Raw genomic sequence first — 16984 nt, 5'->3', positions numbered from 1 at the left:
GCAGATATTTGCGATCTGCTCCAGATTAATAAGATTGGGCAAATGAAGCCACCTCAATCGTCGTCGTCCTGCCTGGGATGAGCAAAAACAAACGAGGCCCGGACGGGAGCGGGCATGGGATTGGCCTCTCCCATGACGGCCTGCCAGATCACTTGATTGAGGAGAAGGTCATCCACTGCATCTTCCTTGTTGAAATTCATGTTGCGGGAGAGCCTGGCGGCCTTGCCGAACGGGAGATTATGTTCATGCAGCTTCACTTGAGCTGGCAGTGAGGTATAGGGTTGCAGGTCTGGTTCCGTTTGAAATGCGTTATAGAGCGGCGCGGCTGCGGCATCAAATTGGCTCATCGGCTGGAGGCCAAGTATCAGCTCCATGGTTCGCAGCATGCTGCTGGTTGAGTACATGGTGGAGTCCGTTTTGTGATGTTTGGTGTAGGGGCTGATGACGTAGACGGTGCTGCGATGAGCATCGACGTGGTCGGGACCGTTTTGGGCGTCATCTTCCACCACGAAGATGGCGGTCTGTGGCCAGAATTTTGAATGGCTGATTCCTTCCACGAGAATGCCGAGGCCAAGATCATTGTCGGCAACATAGGACGTTGGAGTCAGCGAACCGACGGTGCCGCCATGGGTGTGATCGTTGGGCAGTCGCACGACCTGGAGGCGTGGCATGTCACCTTGCGCCTCGAAACGTTTTAGTTCCTGAAGAAACCGGGCGGCGCGTTTCGTATCCGGATAATCGAGATCGAAACTGCGATATTCAGGATCGAAATGGCCTTCGAGCGCCTTGACTCGGGCGCGAGCCGGGTGACCGTCTTTGGCATTGGCGATAAACTCGCCGTAGCTACGGTAACTCACGCCGGCTTCGCGGGCGCGATCCCAGAGGTAGCCGTTGGCGGGAAAGGCGGCTGGAAAATTGCCTTCGGATGGATAGGGATATTTTCCACGGCGATTGTGGCCATAAGTCAGCGGCCAGAATTTCTCAACAAAATCCGTTGCGTAAGCGCCCATGCTCCATTCATGACCGTCGGCACTGACTTCGCTATCCACATAAAAATTGTCGAGCAGGACAAATTCACGCACCAGCTTATGTTCATTGGGTGTGACCTTTTCAGGGAAGAGGCAGAGTTTGGGATCTCCATTGCCTTCCTTTATGTCGCCCAGCACCTGGTCATAGGTTCGATTTTCCTTGATGACGTAAATGCAATATTTGATGGGAGAAGGGTCGCCAGGTTTAAGCGGGATCGGGCTGTCAGCGGGACGACTTGCGCTGACGCTGGAGTCTGATTTTAGTGGGCTGCAATGATAGGCCTGGGCGGTGTAGGCGGCGAGTTGTTCGGCGAATTTATCCCGCGATGAAGGAATTTCGATAATGCTTAAAGTTCCCGTGAGAAGCCTGGCGATGTATTGGGGATTGCCGGAGGATTTGACGCCGGGGTTTGGACCACCGGGATTCGCTTTGGGCAGGATGCCCTTGCCATTGGCGACGAGCAGGTAACGGCCATCCGGTGTGACCCGGACAGAGGTGGGATACCAGCCGACGGGGATGAAGCCGAGCGAATGACTCCTGCCCGGGTCGCTGACATCGATTACTGCCACCATGTTGTTATCGGCGTTGGCAATGAAGAGGGTTTTTTCATCCGGGGAGAGCGCGAGACTGTTGGGTGTTGAGCCGGGAGGAGTGTTGGGATAGAGGGCGGCCCAGATGGTTTCGATTGGTTGACCGGTTTCAGTATCAATAACGCTTACGGAATTGCGGGCGGAGTTGGCCACGAACAGCAGCCTGCCTGATCTGGTCAGTAACATTTCGTTGGGATGTTCCTCCGTCGGCCAGTTGGCGATGATCCTGTTTGATGCCAGGTCGATCACGGCGACTTTGGCCTGAGCCCAGAGGCTGACGTAGAGTCGATGGCGTTTTGTGTCCACGCGACAGGCGTAGGGAAATGGGTCAGTGGAAAGGACTTTATAGAGATCGGCTTCGTCGCGCTTGGTGGCGGCGGCAGTTTCGAAATCGGTGGAAGGTCGGATCTTTGGATACGCAGTCGATGCGGCGTTCGTGGTCAGTGCGAAATCGGTAACAGTGGCTTTGCCGATGAGATTGACCTGACTGACGCGCTGGCCCCAGATGTTGGCGACATAAAGGCGTTTGGCGTTGTCATCGATGGCGATGCCCGCGGGCACGCCGCGATCGCTTGAATTGCGAATGCGGATATGGTGATGATTGGAAAGATCGCCGTTGTTGAAATTAAAACAATGGATGACTTCATCACCCGCGCCGCTACTGAAAAGTTGCCGGCCATCCCTGGAAAACTCGATGCCATAGAAGGCTTCATCGAGTTTTGTGTGCGAGACGATTTTGCCATCAGGGATTTGGACAATGATGATTTCGTGGGTGCTGTAACCGGTGTTCAAAACCGCGGCGAAACGGCCGCCGGGGTGAACGGCGATGTTGATGGGCAAATCGCCGACATCCACCTGATGACCGGTGGGATGCAACAGCCATTGATTGGGCAACTGGACGAAGCCGTCGCTGCGCGAGCCGGGAAGGGGACCATGGACGGAGAGCGGAGCGATGGATTGTGCGGGTGGCATGTGAGTGGAAGGCCCACTGCAAGCCACAAGCAACAAGGGCAGAAACCAGACTGCGATTTTCAAACTACTTTGCATAAAAAACAAATTTTGACTATTCCACAGACGTCATTGCCATTTATTTATTTAAATTGCACGTGACAATTTGGTGACGGGGAGAAAGAAAGAGGTTTCTTGAGTGGGCCAATCTTGAACGTCGGGGAATTGTTTATCGAGTGGTTGGTAAAATTTTCACTGGGCCGATTTCGAAATACTGGTTCTTTCAGTAAAGGGGGGCTAAACCAGCGTATTACTGATTCAATTTAACTTCTTTCCATCGCAAAAAGGATACTCTTCTTTGAATTTCTCAAGATTCCTATCACCAGAATAGAGCAGTTCTGTGGCACGTTCAGCCATAGGAATGTTATTGTGATTTCCAATGGCCTTGGGTTTGCTAGAATCCGGTAATTCCATCCACCAAGCAATACAAGTTGCGATGGCAGGGGATTTAAGAGAAAGAAAATGTGCCGAGGAATACTAGAAGAGCTTTCGGATCAACCCTAACCTTGGAGCTATCAAATTCAAAATTATGAAAAACAACCATCGTTGTTGCCTTGTTAATACCAATTCGACTCGCCGCCTGGATTACAGATTCGGTGTAAGAATCCGACCAGGAAAAACCGTTAACCAGATTTTGAATACTTTCTGAACTTTCTTCGACGGTTGATTCAGGCAGATTGAGCTCATCCAGCAAGAAACCAAAATCCAATTCAAACTGTCCGCCTATGCTGAGATATGAATCAAAATCATCATAAGTAGCAAAATCTCCAATCCATACCGATACTTTACCGCCCTTTTGAAAGGATTTGTAATTGAGCATAAGTTATCTGTGAAAGCTACCAAAAACTGGTGTCCTCGAATCTATGGATTTCATTCCTGGATTGCAACTCAGGTGCATAAATTTATCTGGATCTTTGCTTTCAGCATATGCACTTGCAGCCGGTCAAGCGATGTTGATGACCTCGATCTTGCCATCCAAAGCGCGGCGGAAGGCATGGAGGCATTGTCCCTCACTGTTCATGAACTGAACGGTGACTGCTTTTTTGCCTACGTGCAGGTGGGTGAAGCCGAGAATTTTTTCGGTATATCCACGGCTGGATTCTTTCACATCGTAAAGCCCCGCTCCACCGGCGCCCGTGACAATGAAACTCGTCTGATAACCTTCCACCTGCAGGTGCTGCAGATTGTGATCGTGGCCTGAGAGGTAAAACGAAATGTTGTTCGACTCGAAGTAGCCGGCCCACTCCTGGATCAAGCGCTCGTTATCCGTCCGTTTGGCGGTCTCCGTGAACAGTGGATAATGACTGATGACCCAGCGCCAGGGCGCTTTGGTTTCCTTTTGGATTTCCGTCTTCAAGAATTTGCGTTGATCCAATTTCTCCTGCGGCGTCAATCCCCACTCGACCATGTTGCCGTCGAGGAAAATGATCTTCACCAATGGGTTTGCCGGGCTTGGCAGTTCCACGGAGTACCAACGATTTGGCATTTTCCACCGGGAGGCGGGATTTTGCGCTGCGTAGTCCAATTGAATCTGTGTCTTGGCGCGGCCTTGTTTGGAATCGTATTGTGGGCCGTAGTCATGATTGCCCAGGCAGGCGTAAAACGGGCAGTTCAAGTATTCCTTGGAATACATGTCTTCGAAATGGCGGCCGAAGCGTTCCGCTTCCAGCTTGCCATAGAAATTGTCGCCCAGGGCGAGGACGCCGTTCAGCGGCTTATTCAGTTTTTGCGCGAAGGTGGCCATCTGCTTTGCCACGGCCGTCTGGTTGGCATTGCCGGTGCCGTAATCTCCCAAGGCAAGCAGATCAAGACCTTCGTCGGCAAATGAAGTGGCGGGCGCAGTGGCCGCCAGGGCGGGCAGGCTGCGGATCGTCAATAGACTGCTGGCGCTGAAAAGGATCGTGCGGCGAATTGCCTCGCGTCGGGAAATGAGTGAGTTGTTCATGAGTATCAGTTACGCGATCGCCAACGCCTGGCGCGCCAGACATAATGACGTTTCTGCGGGCGTCGAGATTACAAAAGATTTCACCAGAAGGCTGCGATGTGAATCAAATATATTTTGTTGGCCAAGGCCAACCAAATGTGAAATAGGTGTTCACGGAGCATTGGAGTCGTTGGTCGCCTACGCTGGAGTGGGTGAGGGTTGAATTGGATCGCGGGCATTTTTAGGGAGCGAGCAGCAGCTCATCCTTACCCAAAACGATGGCTGGCGCATAGGATAGGTTGCCTTGGCCGCGTCCGCGGATTGGCTCGATGGACTGTGCGTAATCAGCGATGGTGTTAGAATTCCAGGTCCTTCCGCACGGGCACCAGCGTCATTCCACCAATGAATTGATTGCTGGCGCACGGAACTGGAGGCTCATTTGGAAAATGGCGCAATTCTTCTCTTTTGGTAATCTAACTGAGTGTGCCGCCTTGCCTTATGGCCTTGGGTGGGGCAGGATGAGAGCGGCTGTGGCGGAAAACCAGCCAAATTTGGTGAGTTAAAACCGCATGAATCATAACACTACATTTTCAGATTACGTCGTGCGACTGCGCGGCTTCATTCGTTATTGTGCAACGGCGGATGAGGCATTGGAATCGCTTGGAGGGGAGTTGGAAGCATCTTTTCAGCAGTTTGCGATGGAACTGTTTGCGCTTCAGTTTGTGCAGGTTCCGGCCTACCGCAAGTTTTGTGAGGCACGGAAGGTTACGCCGGAGATTGTGCGGCAATGGCAGGATATTCCTGCGATGCCAACTGCAGGGTTCAAGGAATTGGAATTAACCAGCATCCCTTCAGAGGAGCGGGTGCGCGTATTCCATTCCAGTGGCACAACGGAGCAGAGGCCAAGCCGGCATTTCCATAGTGAGGAGTCCATCTCCGGCTATGAGAGTTCTTTAATTCCGGCATTTAAGGCGCACCTGCTGCCGGAGGAGGATGGCGCAGAGCTCGAATTGATTGTGCTGACGCCACCGCCGCATTTGGTGCCGAATTCGTCGTTGGTGCATATGTTTGAAACAGTGGGGCGTGAATTTGGATTCCGCAGTTCATATTTTACCGGAGAGATTGGATTGGATGGCGCGTGGAGCCTGGAGGTGGAGAAGACGCGGGGTTTATTGAATGAGGCAATCATGGCAAATCGCCCGGTGCTGCTGCTGGGAACGGCGTTTAGCTTTGTGCACCTGGTGGATGGGTTGGGAGAGAGGAACATTACGTTGAAGCTGCCGGTGGGATCGCGAGTGATGGAGACGGGCGGGTATAAGGGGCGGTCGCGCAGCATGCCGAAGGAAGAGCTGCATCGATTGATTTCAAAATACCTCCATGTACCGGCTGAACGCATTGTGTGCGAGTATGGCATGAGTGAATTGAGTTCCCAGGCGTATGATTTGAGAGTTCCGGGGGCAAAGTCCCAGGTCCAAAGTTTACGGCGTGTCTTTCATTTTCCACCGTGGACGCGAGTGCAGATTGTTTCACCTGAGACCGGTCGCGAGGTGAAGGAGGGTGAAACAGGATTGATTCGTATTTTTGATTTGGCGAATGTTCGTTCTGTGATGGCGATACAAGCAGAAGACTTGGGCGTTCGACGCGGCGACGGTTTTGAACTGATCGGCCGCGCCGCCATGGCTGAATCACGCGGTTGTTCCTTGATGAGCCTGTAATCATGAAAAATAAATCCTTTTTAGCATTATTGCTCCTGTTCCCTTTGATAACGCTCGTAATTTGGGTGGCTTGGGGAATTTTTCATTTTCCGAAGTTGAAGCCGGGACAGATTGAATCAGCGAGTCCAACGAATGGCATTACCACAACCAACGCACCCACTGAAAAGGCACCAGGGAAATAGATGGGCGCGCAAAGGAGTCATAAAGTCAGGACGCTCTGGTTGTCGGGTGTGTTGCACGCGTTTACGCATCTGTACCAGATGGCATTGATTCCGTTGTATCTATTGATCCAACGCGATTTGAAATTGAGCGGGGTGGAGCAGGCGACACTATTGGTGACGGTGATGGGAATTTCTTATTTTCTGCCGAGTTATCCGATGGGGGTCATGGCGGACAAATTCAGCCGCAAGAAACTGATGGCGATTGGGCTGGCGATCAATGGGCTGGGATTCGTTTGTCTGGGATTGTCGCCAAATTATGCATGGGCGCTGGCGAGTGTGGTCATCGCGGGATTTGGGGGAAGTTTTTACCATCCGGCGGCGACGGCGTTGGTGGCACGATTATATCCGGAGAAGACCGGGAAGGCGTTGGGGTTGGTGGCGATTGGAGCAAGTGTGGGGTTTTTCGTGGCCCCGATTTATTCGGGTTGGCGCGCAGAGATGACGGGGAGCTGGCGGCATCCGGTGGTGGAGCTTGGGGTAATGGGCATTATTTGCTCGGGTATTTTTTATTGGTTGGCTCAGGAGGAGCAGGGTGGCGGGGTGGAGTTGGTAACGAACCGCGCGCCGCGGACAAAACTCTTTCCGACTGGAGCGTTGTGGGCATTTTTTTTGGTGATGGCGTTTGCGTTCAGCTTGCGTGATTTCGCAGGTGCGGGTATGGGCAGCCTGGGTTCGTTATTCTTGCAGAAGGCGCATGGGATGAATCCTGGAAGCACAGGCTTCATGCTATCCGGCATTTACCTGGCATCGGCGATCAGTAATCCGTTATTTGGGCATTTGAGCGATAAAGGGCGGGTGCGTTGGGGAACTGCATTGCTATTGCTGGCCATGGTGTGCATAGCTTCCTTCCCTCATGTGCCTCGTGCCTTTATGTTTGTCATGTTGAGCGCGTATGGATTTTTCTTCATGGCTTCCTATCCGGTGATCGAAGCAGCGTTGATGGAGTCGGTTCCTGACCACGTGCGCGGGCGTGTGTTTGGATTGTTCATCACTTTTGGCGGGTTGTTTGGGAACATTTCTCACTGGGCTGTGGGTGTGATGGTAAAGCATTTAGGGCCGAGAGGATCAGAGGTAAGCTCCTACTTTCCGATTTATAACTTGCTGGCGTTTATGGTGCTGGCATCCCTGGTCGGGCTGCCCTGCCTACATGCCATTCGAAAGAGGGAAGGACGGGAAAAGCAGCATGAAGTCAAGACGGCGCCAATCCTGAATCCGGAATCTCCAGTCACATGAACTTGCCAAATTATTTTTTAGCTGATCTGCCGCCCGAGGCGACCTTCAGTCACCAAATGATTGAGGACGCGTGCCGGACGTTGAAGCGGAATCGCGAGCAGTATCTGACGAATCGCAACACGGCAAGTTTGGTTCGATTGATTGCGAGTGTTTGTGATAACTGGCTGGACCCGGAATATCCGTTTCGCAAATACGCATTGCACCATGGGCCGAAGGAGACGGGGTTTTCAGCGGCAATATTGGCGGCTGGTTTGGACGGATTTTTCAAACAAGTTACGGCAGAAAGTTTGAATGCGCTGATGGTGCAGGAGTTGGGACACGCACGGCGTTTGGATGAACCGTGCGCCACGAATGAAGAATTGAAAGCGCAACGGGCGGCGATGGTGACCGGGCCGGAGCTTTTGGTGCATATCACGGGTGGATGCCTGCCGAATCCAGTGTTGACGAGCATCATCCTAGGCTTGCTGGTGCGTTCGGCACAGTTTGTAAAATGTGCGAGCGGGACTTCCTTCCTGCCGCGATTGTTTGCGCATTCGTTGTATGAAGCGGATGGAAAGCTGGGATCGTGTTTGGAGATTGCCGAGTGGAAGGGTGGGAACGCGCATCTGGAGAAAGCATTGTTTCATGAAGCGGATTGTGTGACGGCGACGGGGAACGACGAGACTTTGGCGGAGATCAAAAAACATGTGCCATCCAGGACACGTTTCCTAGGCTATGGGCATCGCGTGAGTTTTGGATATGTGACACACCAAGTGCTGTCCAGCTTTAGCTTTAAGAAAGTCGTGGCCCGGGCGGCGAATGATGTGGTGGCGTGGAACCAATTGGGTTGTTTGTCACCGCATGTGATTTATGTTGAGACTGGTGGGAGCATGTCGCCCGAAGGTTTTGCGGAGATGCTGGCCGAGGAACTGGCGAAGCGGGAGCAATCCGAGCCGAGGGGAGATTTGCCGCCGGAGTCGGCCGCGACGATTTCATCGCGGCGCGCGTTCTACGAAGTGAGAGCGGCGCATTCGCCGGAGACACGACATTGGTGCAGCGAGAATTCAACGGCCTGGACGGTGATTTATGAAGCTGAACCGAGGTTTCAGTTGTCCTGTTTGAACCGTTTTATTTATGTAAAAAGTATCACGGGATTAACGGAGGCGTTACAAAATGCCGATACGGTCCGGGGCAAGGTTTCGACGGTGGGACTGGCGGCGACGGAGGAGCGGATGCAGGAGATGGTGACGCAGTTGGCGAACTGGGGAGTGACGCGGGTGTGTCCATTGGGGAAGATGCAAGAGCCGCCTTTTTTGTGGCGTCACGATGGCCGGCCGGCGTTGGGAGACTTGGTAACGTGGACGGATTGGGAGCAGACGTGAAATTGCGAATTACAATTTTCGAATTGCGAATGAAAGGCAGGGGCGCGCGGGTTTGAAGATTTTGGTAATGATTTTTGCAGTGATAGGAAATTGATTTTGAATTTATGAAGATGGAATTGAGAAAAACTTTTCAGTTTGAAGCGGCGCATTTGTTGCCGGGATTGCCGAAGACGCACAAATGTCGCCGTCTCCATGGACACAGCTTCAAGGCGGAAATCGTGGTGTCAGGTGAAGTGGATCCGAAGCTGGGCTGGGTGATGGATTACGCGGAAATTTCAGCGGCTTTCAAGCCGATCTGGGAGAAACTGGATCATCATTATTTAAACGAAATTCCCGGATTAGAGAACCCGACGAGCGAAATTTTGGCAATCTGGATTTGGAAGAAACTGAAGCCAAAGCTGCCGCAGTTGAGTGAAGTCGTGGTGGCGGAGACGTGCACGGCGAGATGTGTTTATAGAGGGGAATAAAGGGAGTTCCAAGGTTTGATCTCAGATCGTGAAGGCGGAATTTTTAACCGCGTCAATGACCACATAGAACTACCAATTGCCGTAATAATAACCGGCATAGCTGGCGGCTTGGTTGGTTCTCATTTGGTCAATTTTCTTCCAGGCTACCGAGCCATCCAAGTAACCAATGTTTCCGCCGACGGCGCCAAGGTCCTTCGCGTTTTGGCCCACAGCAGTGTAAACAAATGCGGAACCATTGATTACCAGGGCTCCGTTTTTCCGGTGGGCAATCACATGAAAACCATCTGCAGGAGACCAATGGTTTGCATCGGCGATGATTATGTTCGTGCCAGACTCAGTAGTTTTCACAGGGGAATGCCAGGGATAATCTGCAGCACCAGGGGGAACAGCATCGCCTAAATACTGATAACCGATCAGATAACCATAATTGGCATTGTAGCGATTTAGGACGTTGGTATTGAAGACAATGTTTGGGCAATCCATTATCTGAATATTGCCGGAGTATTCAACAAGGTTGGTCCAGCCAAGAAGGGACATGCGCACGGCATGCCATGCATTTGCGTTCTTCGGTTCCCGGCCGGAAGGCACCTTGTCCTGGAAATCATTTCCGTACATGTGCAGGGCGAGAAGTGCCTGGTGCAGGTTACTCTGACACGCAGCGCGTTTGCCTTTTTCCTTGGCAGTGGCGAGCGCGGGAAGGAACAGGGAAGCCAAAATGGCAATGATGGCAATGACGACCAGCAGTTCGATCAACGTGAAGGCGACGGTCTCTAATCTGCTCTGCTTACGAATGGATCTCGAGGGCATATGGGTAAGGAGTCGAAATCTTTCGTTAATACAATCTGATTTTAAATGTTTTGAATCAACTAAAATGTGCGCCTGGCTATCACGTCAGAGTAAGATGGAGTGGACACCACGGAGGCACAGGAGGCTTGGAAGAAAAGACATGGAAACGCGGTTCCCGTATGCAGCGTCGTTTCCGCAAAAGTCTTCTGGACGAGAAGTTTACATGAATTACACTGCTTTTCAGGTAATATTATGGTTTAGACAAAGTCGTGCATGTCATAATTCTGAATGCAATATCATGGAGTTGTTATGGAGTCACTGAAGACAATTGAAATGATTCTTTGGTTTAATATTGTGGTGGCTGTTCTCTTTGGAACCCTGCTCATATTGCTGATCCGACGTCGCGACCTCTGGCTTCGCTATACTGCCTCCGAGGCAGCATTCAACCTTCGTCTTCGGTCTCCTCAACGACTCGTGGACGCAATTCGCCGTTTTGAAGAGAGCCGCGCATTCATTTGCTGCATTGGAGTCGTGCTTGCCTTCAGCCTGTTCGGTGCGGTAGTGAGCGGACGCGTCTACAAGCATACCAGCGACAGAATAAAACTTTTGCGACCAGCAAGCCGAAAGGTTTCGATGCACCAGGATGAACATTGGTTTCAAGTTGGACAGAGCAACCCCGGAGTTCGAATTTCATGAGGCTGGTTTCCTCGCCAAAGCGTGCATGTAACTCAATGTGGCATCTGTGTGCCGAATGGACACGCTTTGTCGAACCATGCATTTCATTGTCACGAGTATAAGGTAGGAAATCTCGCTGGTTGTTTTATCGCGGAGGGAAAGGGCGCATGGGACCGCGTTGGAGTTGGCTGTGGATTTTGTAGAAAGAATTGCGAATTTCCGTGATGGAGCCGACGCGGAGGTAGACGTCGTAGTCGAGAGTCATTCCTGGAGTAATGGGAAGCGTTTTGATCGGGGCGAGATAGGCGGAACCGGATTTCTTGTCTCCGACGAAATAGAAGGTTAGACGCGAGACGCCGGGCGTGTAGACACCGACACCCCAGTTATTTTCGTTGAGATAGGCGGCCCAGTTTTCGGGGATGTCGTCGTATTGGTTGATGGGGGCGGGCTTGATTCGCGTCAGCGGTGCAGCGGTCCAAGGTGCGGGGCCTTTGTAGTAGGTGAGTGTTTCGAGGCGGTGATCGAGGAAGGCGGCGGGCATTTCCTGGTCGGCAGGAGGATGAACGATGCGGCCTGTGTAATGCATTCGATAGTGGACGCGGACGATCTGGTTATCGAGACTGATCCATTCCTCCATGATCAAGTCGGGAATATCCGCGCCAGTGGCCCAATGTTTCGGGAGAGTTTTGGCGTAGAGGAAGCGGCCATAGTTTTTGAAGTCGAGGAGTTTTGAGGGTTGGCCAGTGGCGGAGCCGGCCTGGACAGGATTCCAGGACCAGGGTTTGCCGTTCCAGGTGGAACCGTCAGGACCACCGTAGAAGGATTGTTGGATGTACCGGCCGAGGTCGTAAGTGTTAACGAGGGTGTGAACCGATCCTTTGGGGGCAAGAAAGCTGATGGCTCCGCCGGCACTTGGATTGATGCCGACCTCAACGAAATTATTTTGCAGGTAATAGGCAAGCTGCGGTTGGGGAGCGGAAAAGCCCGAGGTTTGATAGCAAAACAGGAACGTAATTATTGCCAGCACCCTGATAAACATACATTTTAATATTGATATTACTTGCGAGGGTAAACTGGAATATCGTGGCGAGGTAAGCAAGTCGGGTGAATGCCCAGTAAGTGAGAGGAGATTTGCTCAACGATAAGCATGTAAATAGTTTGAATTTCGAAGTTTCGGAAAAAGTCAAAGGGAATTGGATGTAGATTCCTGAAAAAGCTCTGGAAATCAGCCGCGGCATCCTGAAAACTAGCATTATGCAGCCACCCATATTCAAACTCAGCGCGCTCATTGCGCTTGGAGGAGTTTTATTTGTTTGTCTGATGAGTTCGGCGGTGGCTGCGGAGAGAAAAGTTGATTTCGCGCATGACATCCAACCGCTTTTTGCGAAGCACTGCTATGAGTGCCACGGAGAAAGCAAACAAAAGTCGGGGCTTCGATTCGATAGCAAGGAAAGTGCTCTTCGCGGCGGTGAATCGGGCAAACCGGCCATTGTGGCGGGCAAGAGTGCTGAGAGTGACCTGATCAAGCGAGTTACTTCGAAGGATCCTGATGAAGTAATGCCAGCCAAAGGCGAGAAGTTGACGGCGGAGCAGGTGGCCCTGCTGCGAAACTGGATTGATCAAGGCGCGAACTGGCCGGAGGAGTTGAGCAAGAAAGTTGCAAACAAGCAGAAGCATTGGGCGTTCGTGCCGCCTGTGAAGCATGAGTTACCGAAGGTTTCTGACACGAAGTGGGGACGAGGTCCGGTGGATGCGTTCATTTTGGCGCGATTGGAGAAGGAGAAACTGAGGCCGTCGCCGGAAGCGGACAAGGCGACGTTGCTGCGACGGTTGAGTCTGGATTTGATTGGCTTGCCGCCAACGATTGAGGAGATCGATAACTTTGTTGCCGACAAAAGCAAGGATGCTTATGAAAAGCAGGTGGAACGATTGCTGGCCTCGCCACATTATGGCGAGAGGTGGGGACGGCTTTGGTTGGATGCAGCGCGCTACGCAGATTCGGATGGTTTTGAAAAGGATAAGCCGCGGTTCATCTGGAATTATCGTGATTGGGTGGTCAACGCATTCAATCACAATTTGCCATATAGCGAATTTGTCATGGAGCAAATCGCGGGCGACCAATTACCAAATCCAACACAGGACCAGATCGTTGCCACTGGTTTTCTACGTAATTCAATGCTCAACGAAGAGGGTGGGGTGGATCCAGAGCAGTTTCGGATGGATGCGATGTTTGATCGAATGGATGCGATTGGCAAAAGCGTTCTCGGTTTGACGATTCAATGTGCGCAATGTCACAACCACAAGTTTGATCCGTTGACGCAGGAGGAGTATTACCGGTTGTTCGCATTCCTGAACAATGACCATGAGGCATCGACGGTGGCTTACACAGCAGAACAACAGCAGCAGCGGGCCAATTTGCTGAGGCAGATACGTGATCTGGAAGAAGGGTTGCGGCATACAACGGCTGATTGGAAAGAGCGCATGGCGAAGTGGGAGGATTCGGTCAGAAATGATCAACCAGATTGGGAGGTGGTGGAGTGCCGCAATTCTTCGGGCGACAACGGTGAACGATTTTATTATTACACGGATGGGTCTATTCGCGCGGCGAGTTATGCTCCGACCAAGTGGACGGCGCATTTCAAAGGAACCAATAATCTTCCACTCATCGGAGCGTTTCGCCTTGAGCAACTGACCGACGCCGACCTGCCATGCAATGGGCCCGGTCGATCCATCAAAGGCATGTCGGCTCTAAGTGAATTCCACGTGGAAGCGGTTGATGCAAAAAACCCAACCAACAAGATGAATGTGAAGTTTGTCAAAGCCACGGCTGATTTTGCAAATGCAGAGAAGGATTTGGAATCTGAGTTTGATGATCGTTCGGGAGCAAAACGCATTTATGGTCCTGTTGAATACGCGATAGACGGCAAAGATAATACGGCTTGGGGAATCGATGCCGGGCCTGGCCGTCGCAATCAACCGCGCAAAGCGGTGTTCATTCCTGATAAGCCGATTACGTTCACAAACGGGACGATTCTAACCTTCGCGCTTAAGCAAAACCATGGTGGGTGGAATTCCGACGATAATCAGAACCATAATCTCGGCCGATTCCGATTGAGTGTTAGCAGCGCAACAAATGCGGTGGCTGACCCGATTCCAAGTGGAGTGCGGGAAATTTTTAATGTGCCGAGAGAGCAACGCACACCCACGCAGGTGGCGGCAATCTTTAGTTATTGGCGAACCACGGTTGCGGAGTTCAAAGCGGCCAACGATAAAATCGAAACGCTTTGGAAGGAATGGCCGGAAGGCACTCCAACGCTGGCTCTGGTGGCGCGCACGGGCGTTGGGAGTGATGAGAAGCGTGATACACACATATTAAAGAGGGGTGATTGGCTTAAACCTGATCGACAAGTAAACACAGGGGTTCCAGCTTTCCTGCACCCGCTGCCAGCCGATTCAGATAACAGTCGCCTGACCTTGGCGAAATGGCTCGTGGATCGTAAATCACCAACTACTGCCCGTGTATTTGTGAATCGACTGTGGCAATCTTACTTCGGGGTGGGGTTGGTCGAGACACCGGAAGATTTCGGGCTTCGAACCCCTGAGGTTTCACATCCGGAATTGCTGGACTGGCTTGCCGTGGAATTCATGGAACCTTCAATGCTGTTGGCTGCGGAGAAGTCGCGTCCTGTCGCATGGGATATCAAACACATGCATCGGCTCATCGTAAACAGTTCCACATACCGGGAGTCTTCGCGCGTTACACCCGCGCTTTACGAAAGGGATCAGTATAACCGTTTGCTGGCCCGTGGCCCTCGTGTTCGCGTCGATGCGGAAATTGTAAGGGACATCTCTCTGGCTGCTTCCGATTTGCTCAATGAGAATCTGGGCGGGCCAGGCGTTATGCCGCCAGCCCCGGCGTTCCTGTTCCAGCCCCCAGCGAGTTATGGGCCGAAAGTTTGGAATGAGGAGACAGGCTCGAACCGGTACCGACGCGCCATTTACACTTTCCGGTTTCGTTCGGTGCCCTATCCGGTGCTCCAGACATTCGATGCGCCCAATGGAGATTTTTCCTGCGTTCGCAGACTCCGTTCCAACACACCTTTGCAGGCGCTTGCTTCACTGAATGAGATTGTCTTCATGGAATGTGCGCAGGCTCTGGCATTGCGTTCGCTTGAGCATGCTAGGGATGAGCAGGAACGGATCAGCTATGCCTTTCGCCGTTGTCTCGGGCGCAAACCCAATGCTGATGAATTAAAGGAATTGCAGGCTTTGCTGCAGCGGGAGAAAGTTCATATTGGCGAGGGGTGGGTGGACATTCCGACACTGGTAACGGGAAAGAGCGAGCCGATTAAAAATTTGCCGAAAGGAACAACACCGACGGAACTTGCGGCTTATACTGTCATGTCACGAGTGTTGCTGAACCTGGACGAAACCATTACCAAGGAATGAGTTCGAGTTTCAAAGAAAGCCATTAACCATGAATTGCCAGACAAATCTATATCCCAAAGAACATCCGGTGGCGGTGTCGCGCCGTTGGTTTTTTAAACAATGCGGGGTGGGACTTGGAGCCATCGCATTGCACAATTTGCTGGGTGATTACGCCTCGGCGGCGCAGACAAGTTCTGCGTCGAACAATCCACTCGCACCGAAGCAACCGCATTTTCCCGCGAAAGCAAAAAATGTCATCTATCTTTTCATGGCAGGCGCTCCCAGTCATTTGGAGTTGTTCGATTACAAACCGCAGTTGGCAAAATTCAACGGTACCCTTCCGCCTGCCGAGTTGTTGAAGGGATACCGGGCTGCATTTATCAATCCGAGTTCGAAATTGCTCGGACCGAAATTCAGTTTTGCCAGGCATGGCCAATCTGGGGCCGAGCTTTCAGAACTGCTGCCCCATCTGGCGGAGGTGGCCGATGACATTGCCATTGTGAAGTCGATGTCCACGGATGCTTTCAATCACGCGCCAGCTCAGATCATGATGCACACGGGATCGCAGCAGTTTGGTCGTCCAAGCGTTGGGGCATGGTCGTTGTATGGGCTTGGCAGTGAGTCGAAGGATCTGCCTGGATTCGTCGTGTTCAGTTCCGGAGCGAAAGGGCCGAGCGGCGGAGCATCGAATTGGGGTTCGGGTTTTCTGCCGACCGTTTACAACGGCGTGATGTTCCGCAGCCAGGGCGATCCAATTCTCTACCTATCCAATCCAAAGGGGGTGGATGACCAGATTCAGCGTGATACTTTGGATTCAGTTCGGAATCTGAATCAAAAACATTTGGACGTGGTTGGGGATCCGGAAATTAGCACGCGGATTAACTCCTACGAAATGGCTTACCGGATGCAAACCAGCGCACCGGATCTCATGGATCTCTCAAAGGAACCGAAACATGTCCTCGAGATGTACGGGGTCGAGCCAGGCAAGCCATCGTTCGCGATGAATTGTCTGCTCGCACGACGATTGATTGAGCGAGGTGTCCGGTTCGTTGAGCTGTTTCATGAGTCATGGGACCAACATGGAAATCTTAAGGCGGACTTGACAAAAAACTGCAAGCATACCGACCAGGCTTCGGCAGCTTTGGTGAAGGATTTGAAACAGCGCGGCCTGCTTGATGACACCTTGGTTATCTGGGGCGGCGAGTTTGGACGAACACCGATGGTGCAGGGCGGCGACGACGGGCGCGACCATCATCCGAATTGCTTCACCATGTGGATGGCCGGCGGTGGGATAAAGCCCGGTATCACCTTGGGCGAATCTGATGATTTCGGGTTTAACGTGACGAAAGACAAGGTTCATGTGCATGACCTGAATGCCACAATTCTGCACCTGCTCGGTTTTGATCATACCAAATTAACCTATAGGTTTCAGGGACGTGATTTCCGCTTAACGGATGTGCATGGCGAACTGGTGACCAAGTTGCTTGCATGATTTGAGGTCGGAGTTTGAAATGAAAAACGCAGAGCATCGGGTGACGCTCTGCGCT

General features: G+C 52.0%; 12 protein-coding genes. 7 read left to right on the top strand and 5 right to left on the bottom strand.

Annotation, left to right across the window (positions count from 1 at the left end; translation table 11 throughout):
• Positions 1 to 53 precede the first annotated feature (53 nt).
• The 3 genes from CFLAV_RS22760 to CFLAV_RS22750 all read right to left on the bottom strand — a co-directional run bounded on the left by CFLAV_RS22760 (position 54) and on the right by CFLAV_RS22750 (position 4572).
• Positions 54 to 2666: a bifunctional YncE family protein/alkaline phosphatase family protein gene (locus CFLAV_RS22760; RefSeq protein ID WP_007417198.1), complete on the bottom strand. Its 2613-nt coding sequence runs from the start codon at positions 2664 to 2666 to the stop codon at positions 54 to 56.
• A gap of 409 nt (positions 2667 to 3075) precedes the next feature.
• Positions 3076 to 3447 carry an immunity 22 family protein gene (locus CFLAV_RS22755; RefSeq protein WP_007417196.1) on the bottom strand — a complete coding sequence of 124 codons (372 nt, stop codon included), beginning with the start codon at positions 3445 to 3447 and terminating at the stop codon, positions 3076 to 3078.
• Between the two features lie 123 nt (positions 3448 to 3570).
• The gene (locus CFLAV_RS22750; RefSeq protein ID WP_007417195.1) at positions 3571 to 4572 is read right to left on the bottom strand and encodes a metallophosphoesterase; all 1002 of its coding nucleotides are present in this window, start codon (positions 4570 to 4572) and stop codon (positions 3571 to 3573) included.
• A 548-nt stretch (positions 4573 to 5120) separates the two neighbouring features.
• Between CFLAV_RS22750 and CFLAV_RS32890 the strand changes: the two genes are divergently transcribed.
• The 4 genes from CFLAV_RS32890 to queD all read left to right on the top strand — a co-directional run bounded on the left by CFLAV_RS32890 (position 5121) and on the right by queD (position 9548).
• Entirely contained in the window at positions 5121 to 6266 is a 1146-nt protein-coding gene (locus CFLAV_RS32890; protein WP_007417193.1) for a LuxE/PaaK family acyltransferase, read from the top strand.
• A 182-nt stretch (positions 6267 to 6448) separates the two neighbouring features.
• Positions 6449 to 7720 carry an MFS transporter gene (locus CFLAV_RS22725; RefSeq protein WP_007417191.1) on the top strand — a complete coding sequence of 424 codons (1272 nt, stop codon included), beginning with the start codon at positions 6449 to 6451 and terminating at the stop codon, positions 7718 to 7720.
• The gene (locus tag CFLAV_RS22720; RefSeq protein ID WP_007417190.1) at positions 7717 to 9081 is read left to right on the top strand and encodes an acyl-CoA reductase; all 1365 of its coding nucleotides are present in this window, start codon (positions 7717 to 7719) and stop codon (positions 9079 to 9081) included. The genes CFLAV_RS22725 and CFLAV_RS22720 overlap by 4 nt, the downstream gene beginning before the upstream one ends.
• Positions 9082 to 9185: 104 nt before the next feature.
• Entirely contained in the window at positions 9186 to 9548 is a 363-nt protein-coding gene (gene queD / locus CFLAV_RS22715) for a 6-carboxytetrahydropterin synthase QueD (RefSeq protein ID WP_007417189.1), read from the top strand.
• A 69-nt stretch (positions 9549 to 9617) separates the two neighbouring features.
• Here the strand turns inward: queD and CFLAV_RS32885 are convergent, their stop codons facing one another.
• Positions 9618 to 10355, bottom strand: coding sequence for a type II secretion system protein (locus tag CFLAV_RS32885; RefSeq protein ID WP_007417188.1), 738 nt, complete (start codon positions 10353 to 10355; stop codon positions 9618 to 9620).
• A 312-nt stretch (positions 10356 to 10667) separates the two neighbouring features.
• Between CFLAV_RS32885 and CFLAV_RS22705 the strand changes: the two genes are divergently transcribed.
• Positions 10668 to 11030: a hypothetical protein gene (locus CFLAV_RS22705; protein ID WP_150107546.1), complete on the top strand. Its 363-nt coding sequence runs from the start codon at positions 10668 to 10670 to the stop codon at positions 11028 to 11030.
• 124 nt (positions 11031 to 11154) lie between these two features.
• Here the strand turns inward: CFLAV_RS22705 and CFLAV_RS22700 are convergent, their stop codons facing one another.
• On the bottom strand, positions 11155 to 12048 hold the full coding sequence (locus CFLAV_RS22700; RefSeq protein ID WP_007417186.1) for a hypothetical protein: 894 nt from the start codon (positions 12046 to 12048) through the stop codon (positions 11155 to 11157).
• A 215-nt stretch (positions 12049 to 12263) separates the two neighbouring features.
• On the opposite strand from CFLAV_RS22700, the gene CFLAV_RS22695 reads away from it, so the two are divergent.
• Complete coding sequence (locus tag CFLAV_RS22695; RefSeq protein WP_007417185.1) at positions 12264 to 15458, top strand: PSD1 and planctomycete cytochrome C domain-containing protein; 3195 nt, start codon at positions 12264 to 12266, stop codon at positions 15456 to 15458.
• A 28-nt stretch (positions 15459 to 15486) separates the two neighbouring features.
• The gene (locus CFLAV_RS22690; RefSeq protein ID WP_007417184.1) at positions 15487 to 16929 is read left to right on the top strand and encodes a DUF1501 domain-containing protein; all 1443 of its coding nucleotides are present in this window, start codon (positions 15487 to 15489) and stop codon (positions 16927 to 16929) included.
• Positions 16930 to 16984: the final 55 nt, after the last annotated feature.

Origin of the sequence: Pedosphaera parvula Ellin514, from assembly GCF_000172555.1 — a bacterium.
In the GTDB taxonomy this organism is placed as follows: Bacteria; Verrucomicrobiota; Verrucomicrobiia; order Limisphaerales; family Pedosphaeraceae; genus Pedosphaera.
The sequence above is the reverse complement of the archived record's forward strand: the minus strand, read 5'-3'. Positions and strand labels throughout refer to the sequence as shown.

Coding starts and splice junctions, on each gene's coding strand:
- CFLAV_RS22760 (WP_007417198.1), bottom strand. CDS start 2,666: ATGCAAAGTAGTTTGAAAATCGCAGTCTGGTTTCTGCCCTTGTTGCTT.
- CFLAV_RS22755 (WP_007417196.1), bottom strand. CDS start 3,447: ATGCTCAATTACAAATCCTTTCAAAAGGGCGGTAAAGTATCGGTATGG.
- CFLAV_RS22750 (WP_007417195.1), bottom strand. CDS start 4,572: ATGAACAACTCACTCATTTCCCGACGCGAGGCAATTCGCCGCACGATC.
- CFLAV_RS32890 (WP_007417193.1), top strand. CDS start 5,121: ATGAATCATAACACTACATTTTCAGATTACGTCGTGCGACTGCGCGGC.
- CFLAV_RS22725 (WP_007417191.1), top strand. CDS start 6,449: ATGGGCGCGCAAAGGAGTCATAAAGTCAGGACGCTCTGGTTGTCGGGT.
- CFLAV_RS22720 (WP_007417190.1), top strand. CDS start 7,717: ATGAACTTGCCAAATTATTTTTTAGCTGATCTGCCGCCCGAGGCGACC.
- queD (WP_007417189.1), top strand. CDS start 9,186: ATGAAGATGGAATTGAGAAAAACTTTTCAGTTTGAAGCGGCGCATTTG.
- CFLAV_RS32885 (WP_007417188.1), bottom strand. CDS start 10,355: ATGCCCTCGAGATCCATTCGTAAGCAGAGCAGATTAGAGACCGTCGCC.
- CFLAV_RS22705 (WP_150107546.1), top strand. CDS start 10,668: ATGATTCTTTGGTTTAATATTGTGGTGGCTGTTCTCTTTGGAACCCTG.
- CFLAV_RS22700 (WP_007417186.1), bottom strand. CDS start 12,048: ATGTTTATCAGGGTGCTGGCAATAATTACGTTCCTGTTTTGCTATCAA.
- CFLAV_RS22695 (WP_007417185.1), top strand. CDS start 12,264: ATGCAGCCACCCATATTCAAACTCAGCGCGCTCATTGCGCTTGGAGGA.
- CFLAV_RS22690 (WP_007417184.1), top strand. CDS start 15,487: ATGAATTGCCAGACAAATCTATATCCCAAAGAACATCCGGTGGCGGTG.